General features: G+C 37.4%; 24 protein-coding genes and 1 pseudogene. 23 read left to right on the top strand and 2 right to left on the bottom strand.

The genetic code is table 11. The features are described 5' to 3' along the window. Positions 1-121: 121 nt before the first annotated feature. From rplO to ACP6PL_RS03495, 16 genes and pseudogenes are all read left to right on the top strand, one after another. The gene (gene rplO, locus ACP6PL_RS03570) at positions 122-613 is read left to right on the top strand and encodes a 50S ribosomal protein L15 (protein ID WP_426542621.1); all 492 of its coding nucleotides are present in this window, start codon (positions 122-124) and stop codon (positions 611-613) included. Positions 614-686: 73 nt separating this feature from the next. After that, positions 687-2,027, top strand: coding sequence for a preprotein translocase subunit SecY (secY, locus tag ACP6PL_RS03565; RefSeq protein ID WP_426542619.1), 1,341 nt, complete (start codon positions 687-689; stop codon positions 2,025-2,027). Beyond that, positions 2,027-2,626 (top strand): adenylate kinase, encoded by a 600-nt coding sequence (locus tag ACP6PL_RS03560; RefSeq protein WP_426542617.1) that lies wholly within the window; start codon positions 2,027-2,029, stop codon positions 2,624-2,626. The genes secY and ACP6PL_RS03560 overlap by 1 nt, the downstream gene beginning before the upstream one ends. A 31-nt stretch (positions 2,627-2,657) precedes the next feature. After that, a pseudogene (locus tag ACP6PL_RS03555) lies at positions 2,658-2,837 on the top strand (S1 domain-containing protein). Between the two features lie 252 nt (positions 2,838-3,089). After that, positions 3,090-3,314: a translation initiation factor IF-1 gene (gene infA, locus ACP6PL_RS03550; protein WP_008191178.1), complete on the top strand. Its 225-nt coding sequence runs from the start codon at positions 3,090-3,092 to the stop codon at positions 3,312-3,314. Between the two features lie 110 nt (positions 3,315-3,424). Next, complete coding sequence (rpmJ, locus tag ACP6PL_RS03545; RefSeq protein WP_011612502.1) at positions 3,425-3,538, top strand: 50S ribosomal protein L36; 114 nt, start codon at positions 3,425-3,427, stop codon at positions 3,536-3,538. Between the two features lie 91 nt (positions 3,539-3,629). Then, positions 3,630-4,013, top strand: coding sequence for a 30S ribosomal protein S13 (gene rpsM / locus ACP6PL_RS03540; protein ID WP_426542613.1), 384 nt, complete (start codon positions 3,630-3,632; stop codon positions 4,011-4,013). Positions 4,014-4,755: 742 nt separating this feature from the next. Beyond that, positions 4,756-5,151 carry a 30S ribosomal protein S11 gene (gene rpsK / locus ACP6PL_RS03535; protein ID WP_094675128.1) on the top strand — a complete coding sequence of 132 codons (396 nt, stop codon included), beginning with the start codon at positions 4,756-4,758 and terminating at the stop codon, positions 5,149-5,151. 46 nt (positions 5,152-5,197) lie between these two features. Further along, positions 5,198-6,142: a DNA-directed RNA polymerase subunit alpha gene (locus ACP6PL_RS03530; RefSeq protein ID WP_426542611.1), complete on the top strand. Its 945-nt coding sequence runs from the start codon at positions 5,198-5,200 to the stop codon at positions 6,140-6,142. Between the two features lie 194 nt (positions 6,143-6,336). Then, complete coding sequence (rplQ, locus tag ACP6PL_RS03525; RefSeq protein ID WP_426542609.1) at positions 6,337-6,687, top strand: 50S ribosomal protein L17; 351 nt, start codon at positions 6,337-6,339, stop codon at positions 6,685-6,687. Positions 6,688-6,806: 119 nt separating this feature from the next. Then, positions 6,807-7,625, top strand: a complete 819-nt coding sequence (gene truA / locus ACP6PL_RS03520) for a tRNA pseudouridine(38-40) synthase TruA (protein ID WP_426542607.1) — start codon at positions 6,807-6,809, stop codon at positions 7,623-7,625. Between the two features lie 240 nt (positions 7,626-7,865). Beyond that, a complete protein-coding gene (rplM, locus tag ACP6PL_RS03515; protein WP_426542605.1) occupies positions 7,866-8,321 on the top strand; it encodes a 50S ribosomal protein L13 in 456 nt (151 codons plus the stop codon). Continuing rightward, positions 8,321-8,731 carry a 30S ribosomal protein S9 gene (gene rpsI, locus ACP6PL_RS03510; RefSeq protein ID WP_293139399.1) on the top strand — a complete coding sequence of 137 codons (411 nt, stop codon included), beginning with the start codon at positions 8,321-8,323 and terminating at the stop codon, positions 8,729-8,731. The genes rplM and rpsI overlap by 1 nt, the downstream gene beginning before the upstream one ends. Positions 8,732-9,068: 337 nt before the next feature. Continuing rightward, the gene (gene rpmE / locus ACP6PL_RS03505; protein WP_426542603.1) at positions 9,069-9,347 is read left to right on the top strand and encodes a 50S ribosomal protein L31; all 279 of its coding nucleotides are present in this window, start codon (positions 9,069-9,071) and stop codon (positions 9,345-9,347) included. 123 nt (positions 9,348-9,470) lie between these two features. Then, positions 9,471-10,580, top strand: coding sequence for a peptide chain release factor 1 (gene prfA / locus ACP6PL_RS03500; RefSeq protein WP_426542601.1), 1,110 nt, complete (start codon positions 9,471-9,473; stop codon positions 10,578-10,580). A gap of 169 nt (positions 10,581-10,749) precedes the next feature. Further along, positions 10,750-11,229, top strand: a complete 480-nt coding sequence (locus ACP6PL_RS03495) for a hypothetical protein (RefSeq protein ID WP_426542599.1) — start codon at positions 10,750-10,752, stop codon at positions 11,227-11,229. A 126-nt stretch (positions 11,230-11,355) separates the two neighbouring features. On the opposite strand, the gene ACP6PL_RS03490 is transcribed toward ACP6PL_RS03495, so the two are convergent. Continuing rightward, complete coding sequence (locus ACP6PL_RS03490; RefSeq protein WP_426542597.1) at positions 11,356-12,213, bottom strand: pentapeptide repeat-containing protein; 858 nt, start codon at positions 12,211-12,213, stop codon at positions 11,356-11,358. A gap of 2,131 nt (positions 12,214-14,344) precedes the next feature. Here ACP6PL_RS03490 and ACP6PL_RS03485 point away from each other — a divergent pair. The 7 genes from ACP6PL_RS03485 (at position 14,345) to ACP6PL_RS03455 (ending at position 23,096) form a co-directional block, all read left to right on the top strand. Then, entirely contained in the window at positions 14,345-15,688 is a 1,344-nt protein-coding gene (locus ACP6PL_RS03485; RefSeq protein WP_426542595.1) for a sedoheptulose 7-phosphate cyclase, read from the top strand. Positions 15,689-15,856: 168 nt separating this feature from the next. After that, a complete protein-coding gene (locus tag ACP6PL_RS03480; RefSeq protein WP_426542593.1) occupies positions 15,857-16,687 on the top strand; it encodes an O-methyltransferase in 831 nt (276 codons plus the stop codon). 89 nt (positions 16,688-16,776) lie between these two features. Continuing rightward, positions 16,777-17,127 carry an aspartate 1-decarboxylase gene (gene panD / locus ACP6PL_RS03475; protein ID WP_426542591.1) on the top strand — a complete coding sequence of 117 codons (351 nt, stop codon included), beginning with the start codon at positions 16,777-16,779 and terminating at the stop codon, positions 17,125-17,127. A 162-nt stretch (positions 17,128-17,289) separates the two neighbouring features. Next, positions 17,290-18,654, top strand: a complete 1,365-nt coding sequence (locus ACP6PL_RS03470) for an ATP-grasp domain-containing protein (RefSeq protein ID WP_426542587.1) — start codon at positions 17,290-17,292, stop codon at positions 18,652-18,654. Between the two features lie 56 nt (positions 18,655-18,710). Continuing rightward, on the top strand, positions 18,711-20,147 hold the full coding sequence (locus ACP6PL_RS03465; RefSeq protein WP_426542585.1) for a sodium/proline symporter: 1,437 nt from the start codon (positions 18,711-18,713) through the stop codon (positions 20,145-20,147). Positions 20,148-20,325: 178 nt separating this feature from the next. After that, a complete protein-coding gene (locus ACP6PL_RS03460) occupies positions 20,326-21,771 on the top strand; it encodes a sodium/proline symporter (RefSeq protein WP_426542583.1) in 1,446 nt (481 codons plus the stop codon). Positions 21,772-21,995: 224 nt separating this feature from the next. Beyond that, a complete protein-coding gene (locus tag ACP6PL_RS03455) occupies positions 21,996-23,096 on the top strand; it encodes a D-alanine--D-alanine ligase family protein (protein WP_426542581.1) in 1,101 nt (366 codons plus the stop codon). A gap of 84 nt (positions 23,097-23,180) precedes the next feature. Here ACP6PL_RS03455 and ACP6PL_RS03450 read toward each other — a convergent pair whose 3' ends face one another. Next, positions 23,181-24,047, bottom strand: coding sequence for a fructosamine kinase family protein (locus ACP6PL_RS03450; RefSeq protein WP_426542579.1), 867 nt, complete (start codon positions 24,045-24,047; stop codon positions 23,181-23,183). Between the last annotated feature and the right edge of the window lie 165 nt (positions 24,048-24,212).

The following is a 24,212-nucleotide window of genomic DNA, read 5'->3' as shown; positions in this document are numbered from 1 at the left end:
TTCTTATGGTATAGCCCTACGCTCAAGTCAAAAGTAATTACTGACTGAGTTTTAGCATTTGTAAATGTCCTAACCTATTCGCGTAGTGCTATAAATTAACAGCTAATCAAGATTAATAAATATGCGATTAAAAGATGCAATTCCAAAAAAAGGTTCCCAACAGCGCGGCCGTAGATTAGGCCGGGGAATCTCCGCAGGTCAAGGAGCAAGCTGTGGTAAAGGGATGCGGGGTCAAAAATCTCGCTCTGGTGGCAGCACCAGACCAGGGTTTGAAGGTGGCCAAAACCCCCTGTATCGCCGCTTGCCAAAATTAAAAGGTTTTCCGATGGTAAATCGGAAAAAATACACGATTATAAATGTGAGTAAGTTGGCATCATTGCCAGCTAACACAGAGGTAACTCTTGCTTCCCTAATGGAGGTTGGAATTATTACCAGCGACGATGGTCCACTTAAAATTCTGGGGGATGGAGAGTTGAACGTTGCACTCAAGGTTCATGCAGCAGCTTTTACAGCTTCAGCTCGGAGCAAAATAGAAGCAGCAGGTGGTAGTTGCCAAGAAATCGGCTCTAAAACTGTCTCTAATGAAGACTCAACAGAGGGACAAAATAACTAACATATCTGAAAGCGGAGGATTTTGCCCAACTTTGCTAAAATCAAAAATATAAAAAACAAAATCTCAAATAGATATGGACATTAGTAGAGACAAGGCACCAACTGCTCAGGAGACATTCTTGCAGATGGCCCAAGCAGCCGGGTTGCGAGGGCGAATTCTCGTAACAATAGGTTTACTCCTGTTGGTGCGCTTAGGTGTTTACCTACCAGTACCAGGGATAGATAGAGAAGCTTTTAAAGAAACAATTGGAAATCAGGCTTTAACTGGATTCCTCGACCTTTTTTCTGGTGGTGGTTTTTCCGCATTAGGTATTTTTGCATTAGGAATTATACCCTATATTAACGCATCAATTATTATTCAATTGATGACCGCAGCTCTACCAAGTTTGGAAAACTTGCAGAAAAATGAAGGTGAGGCAGGACGTCGCAAGATTTCTCAAATTACTCGTTATGTGGCGTTGGGTTGGTCAGTTTTACAAAGCTTTGGTTTAGCAATATTTCTTAATAACTCATCTGGAGAGATTAATGGAGAATTTGTAACTGTAGCAATTAATCCAGGACCTTTATTTATCGCTAAAACTATTTTGGCAATCACCGCAGGCTCAATGTTTGTGATGTGGATATCAGAGTTAATCACAGAAAGAGGTATTGGTAATGGCGCATCCTTACTGATTTTTGTCAACATTGTTGCTGTACTGCCTCAGTCATTAGGGGACACCATTAAATTGTTTGAAGGAGGAGACCGGGCGATCGTTGGTCGTGCGATTATTCTGCTGCTGGTGTTCCTTGTAATGATTGTGGGTATTGTATTTGTACAAGAAGGAAGTCGCAGAATACCAATACTTTCCGCTCGTCGTCAAGTAGGTAGAAAACTATATCGGGAAACAAAAAGCTATCTACCTTTACGATTGAATCAAGGTGGAGTAATGCCAATTATCTTTGCCTCAGCAGTTCTGATATTACCTGTATCCTTAGCTCAGTTTGCCAACAACCCTGTTATATCTCAGATTGCTACTGCTATAAGTCCTAGTGGCCCTACACCTTGGCTTTATGCTTTATTTTACTTCGTTTTGATTCTATTCTTCAGTTATTTCTACGCTTCGCTAATTATGAACCCAGTGGATATGTCGCAGAATCTGAAGAAAATGGGAGCAAGTATTCCAGGTATTCGCCCTGGTAAAACTACTAGCGAGTATATAGAGAAAGTATTGAATCGTTTAACTTTCCTAGGAGCTATTTTCCTGGGTTTAGTAGCAATAGTTCCTACTGCAGTAGAAAGTGCCACCCGTGTACCTACATTTAGAGGCTTAGGAGCTACTTCTCTATTAATTCTAGTAGGTGTAGCAATAGATACAGCGAAACAAATTCAAACTTATGTTATCTCCCAAAGATACGAAGGAATGGTGAAGCAATAGTGGTAAAGCTGGTATTTTTGGGTCCGCCAGGAGCAGGGAAAGGAACACAAGCATCTCTAATAGCAGAGTCTTACCAAGTTCCTCATATTTCTACGGGTGATATTTTGCGCACTAATGTAGCAGAAAAATCTCTTTTGGGTATTCAAGCCAAAGAATATATGGATAAAGGAGATTTAGTTCCCGATAGACTCATCCTTGACATGGTTCAAAAAAGACTGGAAAACCCTGATGCTCAGAATGGTTGGATTTTAGATGGCTTTCCCCGGACTGTAACTCAGGCAGAAGAGTTTGTCAAAAAACTTTTGTCTACGAGTACAAATGAAAATGAGACTGAAATAGGAAAAGCTAAAAGTAGCAACTCTTTTCAAGTCATTAATTTACAAGTTCCGGATGATATTTTAGTAGCTCGTTTGTTATCTAGGGGTCGTCAAGATGATAATGAAGAAACAGTTAAAAATCGTTTACAAGTTTATTATCAACAAACACAACCTTTGATTGAGTTTTATGAAGCACGTCAACAGTTAATTACTGTAGATGGAAATCATTCTGTCGATACTGTGACTAATTCTCTGAAACAAGCGGTTGAGAAATCTATCTGAAGTAATCTTTTAGGGTTGAGGTTATTAAAAGTTGGCTAAACAAGATCTCATAGAAATAGAGAGAAAAGTGAGGGAATGACTACCGAATCGTATGTTCAGGGTGGACTTGGATAATAATTCCAATGTATTAGCCCATTTTTGGCATAAAACCCCTGACTTTTACATCAAAATTCTACCAGGTGATCGAGTAAAAGTAGAGTTAACATCCTAGGATTTGACAAGAGGGAGAATAGCTTATCGAGTTAGGAAAAAGTAGAAAATATCAAACCTACTTAAATTTTTGTCAAACTTCCCACGGATAATTAAACTTACCTACTTAAATATTTGTAGAGATATTATCCCTCCTGCTAAACAACCTCTAAAAAATCAAAACTTTTGATAAGATATGTTAAGGGAATCAACTGAAATAATCAGGGTAATCCCAAACTAAATTGCTTACTTGCAGGGTTGAGGTTATTAAAAGTTGGCTAAACAAGATCTCATAGAAATGGAGGGAACAGTGACGGAATCCCTGCCTAATGCTATGTTTAGGGTGGATTTAGATAATGGGTTTAATGTACTAGCTCATATTTCAGGTAAAATCCGTCGCAATTACATCAAAATTCTACCAGGCGATCGAGTCAAGGTAGAGTTAACACCCTACGATTTGACAAAAGGCCGAATTACTTATCGTCTTCGGAAAAAGTAGAAAATATTAAACCTACTTAAATTTTTGTCAAATTTCCCTAGGGTAAGCTTAGTTGCTGAAAATGTATCTAGATGATATAATATAAAATTTGTAGTGTTGCCAAAAAAGGCATGAAAGTTAGAGCATCTGTCAAGAAAATTTGTGAAAAGTGTCGTGTTATTCGTCGTCGAGGACGAGTAATGGTTATATGTGTTAACCCCAAACATAAACAACGTCAAGGTTAGACATAGTTAGACACAGATATTCAGAGTATAGTAGTGCATACTCATCAAGCTGATGTAAATTCTATCGTAAAGCTTAGGGAGAAAAAATAAAGTGGCACGAATTGCTGGGGTAGACCTCCCACGCGATAAGCGTATAGAAATTGGTCTGACATATATATATGGAATAGGACTATCTCGGTCCCAAGATATTTTAGCTGAAACAGGTGTAAATCCTGATATCCGCGTCAAAGATTTAAGTGATGCGGATGTAGCAGCACTTCGTTCTGTCGTCCAAAATAACTATCAGATCGAAGGAGACCTCAGAAGATTTGAAGCCATGAGCATCAAACGGTTGATGGACATTGGTACTTATCGGGGTCGCCGACATAGAATGGGTTTACCAGTAAGAGGACAGCGAACTCGCACCAACGCAAGAACTCGTAGAGGTGTAAGGCGAACTGTCGCTGGTAAGAAGAAAGCAGCTGCTAAGAAGTAGAAGTTTGCTTGTATATGTATACTTTGGGAAGCTATTAATTAAGAAAAGATTAGTATCATTGGTATCATTAGTATCGATTTAACCAAATAAAGGCTGAGGAAAATTGAGTCAAACCTTTAATAATGAGTGTTATTTGATTAGATCATACTTATGTCTTAATTGTATATAGCTTATTTAGGTAAAAATACTTATACTATTAATGCAGACTAACTAGCTCAGATTATGAATAATTGACATTAATTATAGTGATATAACTCACTCAGATTGACAATAGGTTAATTGAATGCAATTGCCAACTTGAAAAGTCAATTATTCTTGTCTATTTATAGCTATTATTCAGTAGATATAAATTTCTTCCTAGTTAATTTTTGTAGATTTAGGTAAGAAAAATTCACAAGGAGGAAAACTAAAATATTAGCTATTTTAGCTTTGGTAAGAATTGTAGGATCATAGTTCTACATTGAAAGTCAAAAAAAATCAAGCTCGACATCGAGAATTATCAAATCAACAAGTTGACTCTAACTGTGAGGTGCTGCTGCTAGTATTAAGAGTATAATATTGAACATTTAATAACTAGCAAATCGTTTTATCTAACACCAATAAAAGTATTTCTAATCATTAAGGCTCTAACAAAGATAGGTTTCAGAATACTGAACAAAAAATATATTAAAGATTAGAATTTAGTCTACTTGTTGTTATAAAAGCACATTATTAACTTGATATCCCACTCACACAGAGAGATATGGCACGACAACCAGGCAAAAAAACAGGTCCAAAAAAGCAGAAAAAGAATGTGCCCAATGGGGTAGCTTATATCCAGTCTACCTTTAATAATACAATTGTAACTATTGCTGACCTAAATGGTGAAGTAATTTCTTGGGCATCAGCAGGTTCCAGTGGTTTCAAAGGGGCGAAAAAAGGAACTCCCTTTGCTGCACAGACAGCAGCAGAAAGCGCAGCACGCCGAGCCAACGATCAAGGAATGCGCCAGGTTCAAGTAATGGTAAGTGGTCCAGGAGCAGGAAGAGAAACCGCAATTAGGGCTTTACAGGGGGCGGGTCTAGAAATAACTTTGATTCGAGATATTACCCCAATTCCTCACAATGGTTGCCGTCCACCAAAACGGCGTAGAGTCTAATCAAAATTATTAACTCTGGGGTTCAATGGAAAAGGGAGGTCACTCCGTGGCACAGTTTCATTATGAGTGTGTAGAGTCCCGAACTGACAAAGATCGAAGTCAGTACGGAAAGTTTATTATAGAACCACTAGCTCGTGGTCAAGGTACAACAGTCGGAAATGCACTGAGGCGGGTTTTGCTATCTAACTTAGAAGGAACAGCCGTTACATCAGTGAGGATAGCTGGAGTTAATCATGAATTTGCCACAATTAAGGGGGTAAGAGAAGATGTTCTAGAAATCCTGCTGAACATGAAAGAGGTTGTCCTCAAAAGTCATTCCAACCAAGCACAAATTGGTAGGTTGCGGATGGAAGGGCCTGCAACAGTAACTGCCGATAGATTTGATGTACCTTCGGAGGTTGAAGTAATCGATCGCAGCCAATATATAGCTACTCTATCCCCAGGGGCAATTCTGGAGATGGAGTTTCGAATTGAAAAGGGAACTGGTTATAGAGCAGTAGATCGTACTCGTGATGATGTAAGTGCTCTAGATTTTCTGCAAATAGATGCCATTTTTATGCCAGTTCGTAAAGTTAACTATACCGTTGAGGATGCTCTTATAGGTGGTTCTTTACAACAAGACAGGCTAATTATGGATATTTGGACTAATGGCAGTTATACACCTCAAGATGCCTTGAGTCATGCTGCTAGTATCTTAATGGGTTTGTTTGAACCACTCAAAGATATCACCAATATGGCAGATGCTCCATCAGGAGAACCAACAGACCCAACAAGTCAGATTCCTATAGAGGAATTACAACTATCGGTTCGGGCTTATAACTGTCTAAAAAGAGCTCAAATTAACTCAGTGGCAGACTTACTTGATTATAGTCAAGAAGATTTGTTAGAAATCAAAAACTTTGGTCAAAAATCTGCTGAAGAAGTGATAGAAGCTTTACAAAAGCGCTTGGGAATAACTCTACCCCAAGAAAAAGTAGCTAAAGCAACTTAGAGACAAACAAAACTGGTTTTAATCAGTTTTGTTCTACAGAAAAAAATCAATCAAAAAAGTAGAATAAAACTGCAATAATCGGAAAAACTATTACTTTCAAATGTGAACAATTAAGTTTGTTAAACTGCTAGTAAAAGTAGGAGAAAAACTAATCCTAAACACCAGCTGAAATGTTCTAAATAATCAAATTAGTTATGCGTCATACTCGTCGTGTTCCCAAGTTAGGTAAGCCAACAGATCAGCGTCGCGCTCTGTTACGATCGCTTACCACTGAATTAATTCGTCATGGTCGAATTACTACCACAAAAACCCGTGCTAAAGCTGTACAGTCAGAAGCTGAAAGAATGATTACCTTGGCCAAGGATGGCTCGTTGGCAGCTCGCCGACGTGCTCTAGGCTATATTTTTGACAAACAGTTAGTTCACTCTTTATTTGAGGGCGCACAAGAAAGATATGGTTCTCGTAATGGAGGGTATACTCGTGTTTTGAGAACTGTTCGCCGTCGTGGAGATAATGCAGAAATGGCAATTATTGAACTGATTTAAGGTTAATGCTAAAAAGTAGTGGGAAATTAATTAGAAAAAGTTAGTATTTTACTAGATAAAAGTCAGAAATTGATGTTGATAAATATTGATTTTTAAGCTTTTAAAACTGCAAATCTCCCATGGCTAATAACCAAACTTTACTTCAGCGCGTTGCTCTTGTAATTCAATATCAAGGTACTAATTTTCATGGCTGGCAAAGACAGCCAGATCAACGAACTGTACAAGAAGAAATTGAAAATACTATCTCTTCTGTGATTGACAAACCTGTGACTTTACATGGCGCAGGTAGAACAGATGCGGGAGTTCATGCAGCGGCTCAAGTAGCTCATTTTGATGTTTCAGGCCCAATTCCTGCTGACAAATGGGCTACTATTCTCAACTCACGATTGACTAATGATATCTTGATTAGAGGATCGGCCAGAGTAGAACCTACTTGGCATTCACGGTTTACCGCGCTTTGGCGACGTTATCGCTATACTATCTATACAGATAAACGCCCTAATTTGTTTGTGATGCCTTTTGTGTGGCATTACTATCAAGCATCTTTAGACCCACAATTGATTCAATCAGCTTTGAATCCTTTAATTGGCCGTCATCACTTGGCTGCTTTTCAAAGAGCTGGCTCTTCTCGTCCCCATTCTTGGGTAGATGTACAAGATGTTAATTGTCAAAGAGAGGGTCCATTTATTCATATAGAGGTTCAAGCAAGTGGGTTTCTGTACGGAATGATGAGATTATTGGTAGGGTTGCTTATTCAAGTAGGTCAAAGAGAGCGATCGCTCGAAAGTTTTACAGATATTTGGGTTAATCAAAGAAGGGAAGTTGTTAAGCATTCAGCTCCAGCTAGTGGTCTTTGTTTATTGCGGGTTGGTTATCCAGAATTTCCTTTTCCTCAAGAAGTTTGGTATGATAATATGCCTAAATTTTTTCTTTATTAATTGAATAGGTAAATTATCAATTAGTGTTAAGTATTCAGCTATCAAGAAGTCAGTATTCAGCTATTTTTTGACCGATTATAAAAACACAATTGGTATGAATAAATCAGATTTACGATGTACTTTAACTTATACTAGAAAATAGGTATTTAGTGTCTGAACACTGTTTGATTAATTGATTTTTGCTGAATGGTTACAAAGTAAAGATAAACAATCCACACACAATAACTAACTAAGAAAATTATGAATAAAACTTACTTGCCACCACAGGATGTCGAAGGCAAAAAATGGTACGTTATTGATGCTGAAGGTCAGCGTCTAGGGAGATTGGCAACTTCTATTGCCATGATTATTAGGGGTAAAAATAAGCCTACTTATACTCCTCATCTCGATACAGGAGATTTTGTAATTGTTGTTAATGCTGAAAAAGTAACTGTAACTGGTAAGAAAAGTAGTCAGAAACTTTATCGTCGCCATTCGGGAAGACCAGGTGGTATGAAAACAGAAGTGTTTTCTAAGTTGCAAGCTCGTTTGCCTCAAAGAATTATTGAGGAGGCAGTTTACGGAATGCTACCTAAAAATTCTCTAGGCAGAAAACTTCACAACAAATTAAAAGTTTATCCAGGTCCCGACCACCCTCACGAAGCTCAAAAGCCTGAAACAATAACTATTCAAACTATTCCAGGAGGAGAAAAATAATGCAAGCAACAGAAAGTGGTCGTGCTATGTATTGGGGTACTGGCCGTCGTAAGTCTTCGGTGGCATCAGTACGTTTAGTTCCAGGTACAGGCAAATTGATTATTAATGGTAAAGAAGGTGAACTTTACTTGCAATATAATCATAATTACTTATCATCTGCTAAAGCTCCACTAGAGACTTTAGGGTTGGAAAATGAATATGACATTCTAGTTAAAGCAACAGGAGGTGGGTTAACAGGACAAGCTGAGTCAATTAGATTAGGTGTGGCTAGGGCTTTGTGTCAGTTAGACCCAGAAAATCGTAAACCTCTGAAAATAGAAGGATATTTGACTCGCGATCCCCGTGCTAAAGAACGTAAAAAGTATGGTTTACGGAAGGCTCGTAAAGCATCTCAATACTCCAAACGCTGATATGGAAGAAGTCGGAAGTCAGAAGTCAGGAGTCAGAATTTAACTTCTGACTATGACTATATTAGACCTCTTCGGAAATTAAGATTTAACAACCTTTTGATAGTGGTTTTAGGTGAATTATCGGAGATATCTAAAAGTTAATTTGCCAATTATTATAGAATTAAGTAGTAATAATTGGCAAATAATTTGATACAATAAAAAGAACTGTAAATTATTAGAATTTAACCTGTTGATTAATTAAATTCTACGCCAGAGTTAAGTTCAGCAACTTAGTAGAGTTCAATTAATACAGCAAAGAGTAAAGAAAATATTTGTAATTCAAAGTAGAGTAAAGCAAATGCCTAAAACTGGTATTCATCCTGAATGGTATCCAGAAGCCAAAGTTTATTGTAACGGTGAAGTTGTAATGACAGTTGGTTCTACACAACCTGAAATTCATGTTGATGTTTGGTCGGGAAATCATCCCTTCTTTACAGGTACTCAGAAAATTATTGATACTGAAGGAAGAGTTGAAAGATTTATGCGTAAATATAGTAAACAAGAGGATAGTGGTTCTAAGTCTACCAAGCCATCTGCTAAATCTAAAGCTAAATCTAAAAAAGGTAAGAAGAAGTAGCTAAAATGTCAATTGTCCTTAATTAGTTGTCTGTTAAATATTACAGGCAACAATTAACATTAAGATATCAAATAAAATCTCTTACAAATAAAACACTAATATTTAGACAAAGGACAACTGACAATGGCTGAAACATATTTATTAGATAAATTAAAATCTGTAGAGCAAACCTATAATGAATTGACTCTACGTTTGGCCGACCCAGATATTGCTAAAGACCCTAGTGAGTTTCAAAAAGTAGCTAAAGCACGCTCTTCCTTAGAAGAAGTTGTAAATCATTATACAGATTGGAAAAATGCTCAAGAAGAGTTAGCTGATGCTAAAGAAATATTTAAAGAAGCTGGTGGCGACCTAGAGATGCAAGAGATGGCTAAGTTGGAAGTCGAGGAGTTGGAAGCTAAACTAGAATCTCTGGAAACTCAGATGAAAATTGCTCTACTTCCACGAGACCCCAACGATGACAAGAATATCATGTTGGAGATTAGAGCTGGTACTGGAGGAGATGAAGCTAGTATTTGGGCAGGGGATCTGGTGAGAATGTACTCCCGCTATTCAGAAACTCAAAAGTGGAAGGTAAGTTTACTTAGTGAGTCTTTGGCAGATATGGGTGGTTTTAAAGAAGCAATTTTAGAAATTAAAGGAGAACAAGTTTATAGTAAGCTGAAGTTTGAAGCAGGAGTTCACCGGGTTCAAAGAGTTCCAGTAACTGAAGCAGGTGGGAGAGTACATACTTCAACGGCAACAGTAGCTATTATGCCAGAGGTCGATGATGTAGAAGTTGAAATAGACCAGAAAGATATTGAATTGTCAACTGCTCGTTCTGGTGGAGCTGGTGGACAAAATGTGAACAAGGTTGAAACTGCTGTAGACTTGTTTCATAAGCCTACGGGAATTAGAATTTTCTGTACCCAGGAGCGGAGTCAGCTACAAAACAGAGAGCGAGCAATGCAGATTTTGCGGGCTAAACTTTATGAGATTAAGCTGCAGGAGCAACAAGCAGAAGTAAGTTCTATGAGGCGATCGCAAGTAGGTACTGGTTCTCGTTCTGAAAAAATTCGTACTTATAATTATAAGGATAATCGGGCGACAGATCATCGTTTGAATCAGAACTTTTCTCTTGCACCTCTTCTAGAGGGAGATATAGAAAATGTGGTTCAAGCTTGCATTACTCAAGACCAACAGGAGCGTTTGCAGGAGTTAGCAGCTTCTAGTTCTACCCCTATGTCAGTTTAGTTGACATTAGCTTAATTTTATGGTACACGAATTATTTATCTAGACTAAAATATTGAATCAAAAAGCGAGGACATAGTTCTCGTTTTTTTTATAAAATAGATATTAGCAAATATTAATGTAGTAGACTATTCTAATTCTAGCAAGTTAAAGAAAAGCAGGAGGCTTAGGCATGACTACTAAAGAAGAACTACCTTGGGAATGTGGGATGGGTTTCTATGTGCCAATTTTAAATGATGGAGAGTTAGTGGGCATTTGCAAACCCGAATATGCTGAGGAAATGCTCGAAGTTATGAATGAGCAGGAAAGACTGCGCAAAGCTCTAAGGTTAGCTTGTTTAGATCTATTGCGACGGGTAGGAGGAAAAAGAAGCAGAGTCAATGACCTAATGCAGAAATATATAGCTCTAGCGGAACGACCTAAATATGGACCAAGAGCGATCGCTCTCCTACTAAGGGAAAGACAAGAACAACTACAGGTTAGTGGCCATGAGTTTATTAAATTCTGTGATATTCACAAAGTCTCTCCTGAACAACTCAAAGATATTTATGCGGGTAAAGCAGTAGAAGAAAATTTAGTAGCACCTATAGCCAGAATTTTAGGTAAAACTAATACTGAGGTACAAGAAATACTAGAAGGTCCTAGCGAATAATATAGCGCTACGTCCAAGTCAAAAGTTAAAAATAATCTTGCTCGTGACTTTTTGGTGCTAAAATGCTCTACCAATGGGATTTATCAATGTCCGCGTCCTAAATACCTAGTGTTATACTTGATAAAGTTAATTATAATTATTAACTTTGCTATCAGGCATAATTGTTTCCTGAAGATTAGCATCTACAAGGTTAATATCATCAATCAAAGCATCAGTAAAATCAGCTCTTCTTAAATCTGCTCCTCTTAAATTTGCTCCTGTTAAATCTGCTCTAATTAAAATAGCTTTACTGAGGTTAATACCTCGACAATAACTTTCCTGCAAATTGGCATCTTGCAAATCAACTTTTTTGAGTTCAGCAAATCTCAAATCTGCTCTATAAAGGTTTGCTTCTCTTAAAGAAGCATTTGATAAATAAATTCCACTCATATGAGCTTTAATCAGATTTGCTTTTTCTAAATTAGCCTCGTAAACATAAGACCCAATTAATTCAGTGTTATAAAGATTAGCATGGCTAAAATTAGCGTAACTGAAGTTGGCTTCCATTAAATCTGCATTGGCTAAGTTGCTTCTGCTCAGGTTAGCTGAAGTTGCATCAACATATCGACAATTAGAATTTTGTAAATCAGTTCCAATTAAATTAGCATTAACTAAATCAGCTTCAATTAAATTAGCATTTCTTAGATCGGCAGAAATTAAATTAGCATTTATTAAATTAGCACCTTGAAGATTAATACCAGTCAAATTAGCATTAATCAATTGAGCTGAAGTAAAATTAGCATCTCTACAATTAGCATTCATCAATTGAGCTAAAGATAGATTAGCCCCTGTTAAATTTACCCCTTGAAAATTAACACCTTTTAGATTAAAACCTCTCAAGTTAGCATCAGTAAAGTCTGGTTGTAAATGTAGATTTTTATCTCTCCATTCATTCCATAAAATTACACCACGATTAAGTAAGGCTAGATATTCTTGATTCGCCATCTTTTCATCAAAAGCTATTCTTGGCAATATTATAGTAATGACTGTTATAGCACTACGCGCAAGGCAAAAGTCAAAAGGCAAAAGTCAAAAATAATCTATGACTAAGGCGTAAGAATTTAGAAATTCCGCGCCTTTTGCTTTTATTTTTATATTGAGCCAGAGCTATAACTTACAATGTCTCATAGTATCAGAATCAGTCGCAAATATATAGCTTTTCTCAAATTTGCGAGATACATAAGTTTTGAATTTTAGGCAAAGGGAAAAGAAAAAATACTGTACTAATTATCTGGACATGATATTGCACTTTTGTTTGCTAATAAATACTCTTAAGTACTTTTCATTAATTGATAATAGATAGATGAATAAAGGATAATTAGCTCTGGTTAAAACCGTAACTGAATTGAAGATAAGGAAATCACAATTTCTTTCTCTTGGTCGATTGGATATGGCGAGGTTTCCCGCTCTTGCAGAGCCACTCCGCTTTTCATGTCGGCGACAGCCGTTTAGCTAGCGCACAACTTCGTTAACGCTCCGCGACATGAAAAGCGTTTGCGGTAGCATTCCTATCGGAATGCTTTGCACCAGCAAAACGCCATCCCATCCTAACGGAATACTGCTGCTTTCATAAGACCTTCCTAACGCTAACGACCGCTTTTTCTCTTGGAATAGAAGGCTTTAAACCGAATTGATTAATTATTAATTATCAATGATCTATTAGTAAGTACCTAGTCATAATTCAGCCTGTGTTTCAGAGGGAAAATTACTATAGAAAGTAATTTTCCGTTGAACTTTTGCTGGCTACTTAATAGTGAATTTACCTCCATTTGATTCAGCTATTGCTCTAATAAAAATTCATTCTAATTCCGACCTTTTTTGCTGATGTAATTTACCTTCAAAATATCTAAGGTTGATTGTAGGCGATCAAAATATCTAATGTTAAAAAAGTTGAAGGAGTATTTAATAATATTTTAATGATAATTAATTTAGCTCTTTAATTATATCAAATTGAGATGATTTTGATCTGAAAAATTCATCAAAGTTATATATAATTGCTAAATCTTAACAACTATTAACTTAATGTTAAGTAAAATGAACAAGAATTAGGGTTAAACTAACAGGCAAGACTAAAAATAAATTCTCAAGTCCATAACTTAACTATTGCTAGCTAAACTGGTTTTGCTACGGGATATTGAAACCGTAGTACCTCTGACAATAGGCAAGAAGTTCCAACAGTCTCTATCAACTAAGGACTTTTTACTGCTTGTTTAGTCTACTGTTCAGCATAAGCAATAGCGAAGTATCTAGAAGCTAACTAAGAATGCTCATTCAATAAAATTCACGTTGGTACAATTAAAACTCTCAAGCAGTAAGTTATTTAGTCATTAATAAAGGATTTGACAACTATGCTAAACACCATAACTACCAAGGAACCGTTAAATCCAGATCAAAACGTGAATCACGGTTGTAATCTAAAGTGGAAGCTAGACGAGAAAGAAAAAGAGCCACTTTCCACTATAGAAGTATGGAGAACTAGGATAATAAGCGAAAACCAATAACATCATCAGTTAAGTTTTTGTATCAAAAACCAAGAAACTTAAGTAAGTTTAAGTGTGAACAAAAAATGATTGGATTCTGCGATTTTCTATCTTAGGAAAATTGTTAAACTTGCTGTGGATAAAACTGATCTAATGTTAATCAAAAACCAAGAAACTTAAGTAAGTTTAAGTGTGAACAAAAAATGATTGGATTCTGCGATTTTCTATCTTAGGAAAATTGTTAAACTTGCTGTGGATAAAACTGATCTAATGTTAATTTTTGCAGAAATTCAGAAAATATTTCTTAAAGATAATTATTTCCTGGCAAAAGTCTATAAAAATGTGGTAAGCTATTGATGTCTTGCATCTGATAGCACTACTCAGGTATACAATACAGTAGCAACAAAAATAATCTCCTTATAATTGAATACTTCCTAGAAACTACTTCAAATAAATGACTAACCCTTTGGGTTACCTTAACCTTAGTAATAAGGTGTTAAATTAAGTCGCTACACTGACTTCAAGTGTAAGCGCAAAGATTTGTTGTGCGATAACACAGACAACACTTCAAAGCAAACAATTACCTAAATACAATCATGAGTAAGGCAATATCAACTCCTGTACCAGTCATTGAAGAAGTTAACAAAGCAGACTTCACATTTGACCCCAGTATTCGGCGCGATCATGCAGAAAAATATCGCACCTCAGAGTGGTATGATGGTCGTGGAGAAATAAGGGCAGTAGAGGATGGTCGCTCATTCCAAATTAATGCAACATTTACCCTCCAGTCAGAAGTAAGATTAGTTACCGGAGTTTTAGATCCATCTAACCCTGTTTTAGCCGAAGTCTACAAAACTCGTGGTCGCTGTGTAGCAGTTGTCGATCAGACGGTAGATGAACTTTACGGAGAACAACTAGAAAATTATTTTAAGCAGAATGAAATACCCTTAGAAACTCTAGTATGTCGAGCTTGGGAGTCAGACAAAACTCCAGAGACAGTCCACAAAATATTAGCATTCTTGGGTAAAGATGGTTGTGATGTATCTCGTAACGAACCTGTTTTGATAATTGGAGGTGGCGTACTAAGCGATGTTGCTGGTTTAGCTTGTAGTTTGCAGCACCGACGGACACCTTATGTGATGATTGGAAGTTCAATTGTTGCAGCTATTGATGCCGGACCATCCCCTCGTACCTGTACAAATGGTAATCTATTTAAGAATAGTATTGGTGCTTACCACCCTCCAGTGCTAACTATTGTAGACCGTACTTTATTCCGTACTTTGGCAAAAGGTCATATTCGCAACGGGATGGCAGAAATCATTAAAATGGCAGTTACCGACGATCCAGTATTATTTGAATTGATGGAAAAATACGGTAAGCGTCTAGTGGATACTCATTTTGCTAATATTGATGCAGATGAGGAATTGGAAAAAATAGCTGATGAGGTGATTTATCGTGCTTTGTATTCCTACATGAAGCATGAAGGAACAAATATGTTCGAGACCTATCAAGACCGACCTCACGCTTATGGTCACACCTGGAGTCCTCGTTTTGAGCCAGCGGCCAAACTGATGCACGGTCATGCTGTAGGTATTGGTATGGCTTTTGGAGCTACTTTAGCATTAGAGATGGGTTGGATCAAGAAAGATGAGCGCGATCGAATAGTTGCATTATGTTCTTCTATAGGTTTGTCAGTTTACCATCCTATTATCGAGGATACAGAGTTAATGCTTAAAGGTCAGAAAAATATGCGTCGCAAGCGTGGTAGTAGTGGTTTGTGGGCACCTCTACCTACAGGTATTGGTTCTTGTGGTTTTGCTGGTGAAGTGCCTCCAGACTTATTAACATCTGCTGTTGAGAAACATAAGAATTTTTGTGCTTCTTTACCTAGTGAAGGTAAAGGAGAAGAAATGTATTTAAGCGACCTAGGTCTAGAGTAGTAGAATTCAGAATTTAGAGTTCTCAATTAAGAAGTTAAATTCTTGCCGTAACTAAATTACAGCACTTGTGCTGACAAATCGGGTTTATATGAAATACCCTATGACACTGATATCTTTTTCCCATAAACCCAGTTACTTATAAGATTGTAGTCGATACTGATAACTGAAATGACAACCGTTGTGAAAACAGAAACCCCCAGACCAGTTACACCATTAGGTATTTTAGTAGAGCAACTTGAAAGAATTGTCAAGATGGCAGAAACTATAGAAATACCATCAGAATTAGCTGATGCTATTAAACAAGCTTATCAATTAGGAGCAGGTATTGACCCCTATATAGAGGAAAATACTACTCAAGAGTCAACCGCCTTGGCAGCATTAGCAGAAAAAACTCGCCAAGAACCCTGGAATTTAAGATTTTCCAATAGTGAGACTGTACGTCAACTAGAACAGGAAATGTTATCTGGGCATATTGAGGGACAAACTTTAAAAATGTTTGTCTATATGACTGGTGCAAAACGTATCCTAGAAATAGGAATGTTTACTGGGTATTCAGCGTTGGCAATGGCAGAAGCATTGCCAGAAGATGGGCGGATGGTTGCCTGTGAAGTGGATCAATATGTAGCTGACTTTGGTAGAGCTTGTTTTGACAAGTCTCCAGATGGAAGTAAAATATCAGTGGAAGTTGCACCAGCTTTAGAAACCATGAGGAAGTTGGCAGATGCAGGAGAAACTTTTGATTTAGTATTTATTGATGCTGATAAAAAAGAGTATATACAATATTTTCAAATGCTCTTGGATACAAATTTATTAGCAGCAAATGGATTTATTTGTGTTGATAATACTTTACTCCAAGGGCAACCTTATCTCCCACCAGAAAAACGTACTCCTAATGGAGAAGCGATCGCTCAATTTAATAGTTTTGTTGTAGAAGACTCTAGGGTTGAACAAGTTCTACTACCTTTACGGGATGGGGTGACAATTATTAGGCGAAAGTAGCAATTATCGAAGAAGAAATAATTCCCCTATCCTGGATGAAATTTCTCTTATTTAGGTAAAATCATTCCAATTTTTCGGAGCAAAATAAAATGTTAATTACAAGTTTGAAGAGCAAACTCCATAGAGTTAAAGTAACTCAAGCAGAGTTATACTACGAAGGTTCCATTACCATCGATGAAGAACTACTAAAAACTGCCGGTATTCTTGCCCATGAAAAAGTACAGGTAGTTAATGTTAATAATGGTTCCCGACTGGAAACATATACTATTCCTGGTGAATGGGGTAGCCGAACAATTTGTCTGAATGGCCCTGCTGCCAGAATGAATTCTGTAGGCGACGAAGTAATAATTATTGCCTACGCTCAAATGACAGAAGATGAGGCACTTTTACATCGTCCAAAAGTAATTTTGGTGGATGATAATAATAATCCACTTACTTAACTAAAGTCTGCATTACACAAGCTTCATAGAGAAAATATTAATATTTTCTCTATGAAAAATTACCATTTGGTAATTTAAAATTGATATAATTTATTACCTGTAAAAAACCTAAAGCTGCTTAATAGTTTTAATTGAAAATAATGTCTTTACTAAACTACTAACATGGCATTAATATTATTTGTTCAAGGGCGTCTTTATGCACTGTGCCAAAATATTGGTACGATTGCTTTATTATTAATAGTTTTACCTTTTAACTTGCTAATGGTAACACTATCAATTATATGGAATTTTATCGGTAAGCCTTTTCAAACAAAAATAGTAGCCGAAAATCCTAAAAACGTCTTAATTACGGGTGCAAAAATGACAAAATCTTTGCAACTTGCCCGTTCATTTCATGCAGCAGGACACAAAGTTTTTTTATTAGAATCTAATAAATATTGGTTATCAGGAAATAGGTTTTCTAATGCTGTTTCAGGTTTCTACACTGTACCTGCACCAAACAAAAATTGGGATGGTTATTGTCAGGAATTAGTGGAGATTATTAAAAACAAAAACATAGATATATTTATCCCTGTATCTAGTGCTGTTGTTAGCTACTATGAATCCTTAGTTAAACCAATTTTATCTGACTATTGTGAAGTATTTCACTTTGATCCTGACATCACTAAGATGTTAGATAATAAATTTACTTTTATTGAAAAAGCTAAAAGTTTTGGTTTGTCTGTACCTAAATCATTTTTAATTACAAACCCAGAACAAATTCTAAATTTTAATTTTGCTGCTGATGGGAGTAAATATATTCTCAAGAGTATTAATTACGACTCGGTGCGTCGTTTAAATATGACAAAACTGCCCATGAATTCCAAATCAAAAATGGAGGAATTTATCAACAGCTTACCTATTAGTGAAAAGAATCCCTGGATTATGCAAGAATTTGTTAAAGGGAAAGAATATTGTACTCATAGCACTGTAAGAAAAGGAAAAATTAGATTGTATTGCTGTTGTGAATCTTCAGAATTTCAAGTAAATTATCAGCACCTCGAACAACCTAAAATTTACGAGTGGGTAGAAAAATTTGTTAGAGAATTAAATATTACTGGGCAAATTTCTTTTGACTTTATTCAAACAGAAGATGGTAGAGTATTTCCGATAGAATGTAATCCTAGAACTCACTCAGCAATTACAACTTTTCACGACCATCCAGGAGTAGCAAATGCTTATTTAAAAGATAGTCAAAATGATAATGAAACCCCAATATTACCACTGCCAAATAGTAAACCTACTTATTGGACTTACCATGAACTATGGCGACTAAAAGAAATTAAATCTTTGGGTAAATTAAAAGCTTGGGTGGAGAGAATTACTGTCGGAACAGATGCAATTTTTCAGGTAAATGATCCCTTACCATTTTTGATGGTACACCATTGGCAAATACCTTTACTATTATTGGGGAATCTGCGAAAATTAAAAAGCTGGGTGAGCATCGACTTTTGTATTGGGAAACTAGTAGAATTGCAGGAAGAATAAATCTAATGTAGGAGCTTGGCTACCAAGTCCCTACATTCGAGAAACCATCAATTTTTATGGATAAAAAAATTTGGATTGCAATTACATTCATAGCCTTTTTACTGTCATTTACAGTAGTGGGTATTTATTCAGCAACCCAAAAACAAAACACCACAAATGATTATCTACTTGCAAGCAGAAATGTTAATCCCTGGTTGACAGGACTATCAGCGATGGCAACACGTCAGAATGGGGGGTTATTTATTGCTGGAACTGGTGTTGCCTACAAGTTTGGATGTGCTTTTATTTGGATACCTATCGGCATCACAATAGGAAACTATATTGCTTGGTGGTTGATATTTAAAAAGTTGAGGTTAGTTTCTCAGCAAACAGACTCAGATACAGTTTCCTCATTCTTGGGTCAAGAAAATTTGGGACAAAAAAATCAAGGACGCCTGATTACAATAATTTCAGCATTAATTATTATAGTATTTCTTGGTGCTTTTGCCTCTGCTCAACTGGTAGCAGCAAGTAAAGGATTGAATGCTATATTTGGCTGGAACAATCAACTAGGGATTATTATTGGAGCTGTAATTGTGGTTGCCTACTGTTTTTCAGGAGGTATCCGTGCTTCTATCTGGACTGACTCTGTGCAGGCAGTCTTAATGATAGTATCTTTGTGGGTTTTGTGTATAACAGGTTTAATTGCCTGTGGAGGGTTTGGAGAACTTTGGAGCAAGCTGAATGCCATTGACCCTAACCTCACAAATTGGATACCTGGGAATTTACCTTGGGGATTTTTTCCTTTCTTTTTGGGATGGGTGGTAGCAGGGTTTGGTGTCGTTGGTCACCCTCATATATTAGTAAGAGGAATGGCAATTGACTCGGCAGATAATATAGCTTTAGCTCGTAACATACAAGTTTTCTCTGGTCTAGTGAATTCGATCGGAGGTTTGGGTATAGGATTAACTGCAAGAGTATTATTGCCAGACTTAATCACATCTAATGATGTAGAGTTAGCATTGCCAAATTTATCTATAGAATTATTGCCAGCAGTTTTGGTAGGATTGATGTTAGCAGGACTATTTTCTGCAACTATTTCAACAGCAGATTCCCAAATTTTATCATGTTCTGCTGCACTCAGTCAAGATTTATTTCCTAGTCCAGTTCACTCCTATAGAAAAGCAAAGATAGCTACCCTAATTGTTACTGCTGTTGTATTAGCGATCGCTCTCACAGCAAACAATAGTGTTGCTGCTTTAGTAGCTTTCTCTTGGTCAGTTTTAGCTTGTAGTTTAGGTCCGTTATTAATATTGCGGGTATGGCAAAAACCTGTAAGTGTTCCAGTAGCAATAACAATGATGGTTACTGGTATAGCTGTTGCCATTATCTGGAGTTTAGGACTTAACCTATCACGTGCTATTTATGAAGTCTTGCCTGGTATGGCAGCAGGTTTTATTGTTTATGGAATTGCTGATTTTTTGATTAAGCCGAAAAATTTGAGTCAAGAATAAAATCATAAATGAAACTCAAACTGAACCAATGATATCAAATCCGGATAATTACTATACCTAAGTCATTGCGACTGGAACGGAGTGGAAGGAAGCAATCTCCGTGCGCCTCTGATATTGCTTCCTATCGTCGCAATGACGACTGTTCAACCGGATTATATATGAAACCCCATTTAGTTTTATGGAAAAACAAATTTGGATTGCGATAACATTTATTGCCTTTTTGCTGTCATTTACAGTAGTAGGCATTTACTCTGCAACCCAAAAACAAAACACTACAACTGATTACTTACTGGCCAGCAGAAATGTTAATCCCTGGTTGACAGCACTATCAGCAATGGCAACAGGTCAGAGTGGGTATCTATTTATTGGTGTGATTGGTTTTACCTACAAGGTTGGATTTTCTTCAGTTTGGATACCCGTTGCCTGGGCAATAGGAGATTATATTGCTTGGTGGTTAATATTCAAAAAGTTGAGGTTAGTTTCTCAGCAAACAGAATCAGATACAGTTCCCTCATTCTTAGGTCAAGAAAATCTGGGGCAAAAAAATCAAGGGCGCTTGATTACAATAATTTCAGCATTAATTATCATAGCATTTCTCGGTACTTATGCCTCCGCTCAACTTGTAGCAGCAAGCAAAGGACTAAATGCTATATTTGGCTGGAACTATCAACTAGGGATTATTATTGGGGCTGTAATTGTAGTTGCCTACTGTTTTTCAGGAGGTATCCGTGCTTCTATCTGGACTGACTCTGTGCAGGCAATTTTAATGATAGGATCTTTATGGATCTTATTTGTAATAAGTTTGATTGCTTGTGGAGGGTTTGGAGAACTTTGGGTTAAATTAAATACCATTGACTCCACCCTAACAAATTGGATACCTACCAATTTACCTTGGGGATTTTTTCCTTACTTTTTGGGATGGGTGGTTGCAGGATTTGGGGCTGTTGGTCAACCTCATATATTAGTGAGAGCAATGGCAATTGACTCCCCAGATAATATAGCCTTAGCTCGTAACATAAAATTTGTTTGCGGTCAAATGAATTCTGCTACAGCTTTTGGTATAGGATTAACTGCAAGGGTTTTGTTACCTGATTTAATGACATCTAGTGACCCAGAGTTGGCATTACCGAATTTATCTATAGAATTATTGCCATCAGTTTTGGTAGGATTGATGTTAGCAGGACTATTTTCTGCAGCTATTTCGACAGCAGATTCTCAAATATTATCATGTTCTGCTGCACTAAGTCAAGACTTAGTTCCCAGTGCAGCTCAGTCTTATAGAAATGCTAAAATTGCTACCCTGGTTGTTACCGCTATTGTATTAGCGATCGCTCTAGCAGGAGACAATAGTGTATTTGCTTTAGTAGTTTTCTCTTGGTCAGTTTTAGCTTGCGGTTTGGGTCCGTTATTGGTATTGCGGGTATGGCAAAAACCTGTAAGTGTGCCAGTAGCAATAACAATGATGGTTGTTGGCATTCTTGTTGCTATAACCTGGAATTGGGCACTAAAGTTATCAAGTGCCATTTATGAAGTCTTTCCCGGTATGGCAGCAGGTTTCCTGGTTTACTTAATTGCTCAGTTGTTGGGAAACCAGATAGAAGCAACATCAAAGCATAATAACTAATATCATGTTTGAATAATTAGTTATAAAAAAGTCTTTGTTTGTAGTTGCGCTTTAGGGCTCCTAGACATATTTTCAGCGCTAAAGCGCAAGAATGAAGCCCTATTATAACTGTTTTACCAATAGTGTAACTCCCCCTCCGGGGGCAAATGATATAAAGAGCAAAACCAACTATTGCACATCTACTCTACCATCGTTTTTGATTAATCTAGTACAACAAACAAATTATGATATCAGAAAAAATTCGTCAAGCTCAACCTTCATCCTCAGCTACAATGCCAATATTGCGAGTATTGCACCTAGCTGGTTCCCGTGTCTCCGACTTTTACTACAACTTATCAATAATATACGCTAAGGAAGTAGTGCAACCTGTTGGTGTGAGTAGCTACTATGCAGCCTTACATCCTGACGGTTTTTGGCAGTTAGGCGCATCTTTAGATAGTCTATCACCTAAGATGTCACTTCAGGAGATGATTTCTCGGCTACCTGAGATTGATGTAGTAGTCCCCCATATGTTCTGTTTTCCTGGCATGACAAGTTTCCGGGCATTATTCGAGGATATTCTTGGTATTCCCGTAGTGGGGTCGCCATCTCACTGTACAGCACTCGCAACCAATAAAGCCCACACAAGAAACATCGTCTCTGCATCAGGTGTCCGGGTTGCCAAAGCACAACAACTACGCCGGGGAGATACCCTAACAATGCAGCCACCGTTTATCGTGAAACCAACCTCGGAAGATAACTCTTTGGGGGTGACATTGGTATGGGATGAATCTCAAATAGCGGGAGCATTACAGGCAGGGTTTGAACTTGACGAGACATTGTTAGTTGAAGATTACATTCCTGGAAGAGAAATGCGTGTGGGTGTAGTCGAGCGCAGGGGGAAGTTGTGGGTTCCACCGATGATAGAGTATTTAGTCACCAAAGAACATCCCATTAGAACTGTAGATGATAAACTTGAACTCAAATCTGATGGAACCCCTAGAAAGCAACCTGAGAAGCCAGCAGTGAAGCCCATCTGTCCAGCTAATGTCACCCCAGAGCTATTTGAGAAACTTGTAGATGCTGCCAAGAAGGCTCATGTTGCTTTGGGTTGTCGTGATTATTCTTTGTATGACTTCCGGGTACACGCAGAAACTAATGAACCATATTTGCTTGAAGCTGGTTTGTTTTGGTCTTTCGGCAAAATTGGTATGATTTCGCGGATGCTTTTGGCGGAGGGGGAAAGTTTGGAGGATGTTGCTTTGGAGTTGTGGCGTGGGGCAGCGGAAAGAACTCGTGTTGCTTGTGGTTCGCTGTTTAAGTATGTGAAGGTTTCGGAAAAATGATGTACAAAGCGTGAATATTCAAAGTCTTGTGGTGCGGGCATCTTGCCCGCTAAAAATGATGTACCTTGATAAAGGAATTTTCACCTAACGTAAAAGTTGCTGAATCATCCTTTCTGCTTGAGAAGCATAACCGCCACCAAATAGATTAAAATGATTCAAAATATGATACAGATTATAAAGAATTTTGCGCTGTTTGTAGCCATCATCTAAAGGCCAAGCTTCATTGTAACCACGATAAAAAGCATTGGGAAAACCTCCAAATAGTTCTGTCATGGCAATATCAACTTCGCGATCGCCCCAATAAGTCGCTGGATCAAAAATTACGGGTTCCCCATTCGCAGTCACCGAAGCATTCCCTCCCCATAAGTCTCCGTGAACTAAAGAGGGTTGGGGTTGATGATCTGCTAATAATTCTGGAATCATTTTCAGCAGGCGATAGCCCTGACTAAAACTACCGCCCCGACGCTTGGCTAACTTAAGCTGATAACCGATACGATGTTGTGCCCAAAATTCTGCCCAGTCTCCACACCAAGTATTAATCTGGGGTGTGGAACCGATAGTATTGTTTATATCCCAACCAAATTCGCTTTTTCCTTGATAGCGGTGCAAAGCAGCTAAGTTGCGCCCCATTTCTTCCCAAGATTTATCGTTACCGCGACCACCTAAGTCTAACCATTCCAAGACTATATAACAATTATTTCCTTCTGTTCCATAGCATAAGGGTTTGGGAACTCGAATAGTCTGGGTTTCCCACATTTGTTTTAACCCCAATGCTTCTGCTCGAAACATTTCTACTAGAGAAGCTTGATTAATTTTGACGAAATAACTACGAGTGCCATTGGTCAGTTTATAACCATTGTTAATGCAACCTCCACCAACGGAACTGTGGTTAGTGACTTCAAATTTTTCTTCGGTGACTTGGGTGATATGTTCGGCGATTTTTTTCCACATATATTTCTATATTTAATAATCTTTGTTGAATATGGCGATCGGCAGTAAAATTAAGGGGGTTGCACATTAAAGAATGATATTATGTCTGGTAGCATCGGTATTGTAAGCACGAAGTTCATTAATTGATAATTGATAATGGATAATTGATAATTACCTCTGGTTAAA

It is taken from the genome of Dapis purpurea BLCC-M126, assembly GCF_050015975.1.
In the GTDB taxonomy this organism is placed as follows: domain Bacteria; phylum Cyanobacteriota; class Cyanobacteriia; order Cyanobacteriales; family Microcoleaceae; genus Trichodesmium.
Note: the sequence above shows the minus strand (reverse complement) of the source record. Positions and strands in the feature narration are given on the sequence as shown.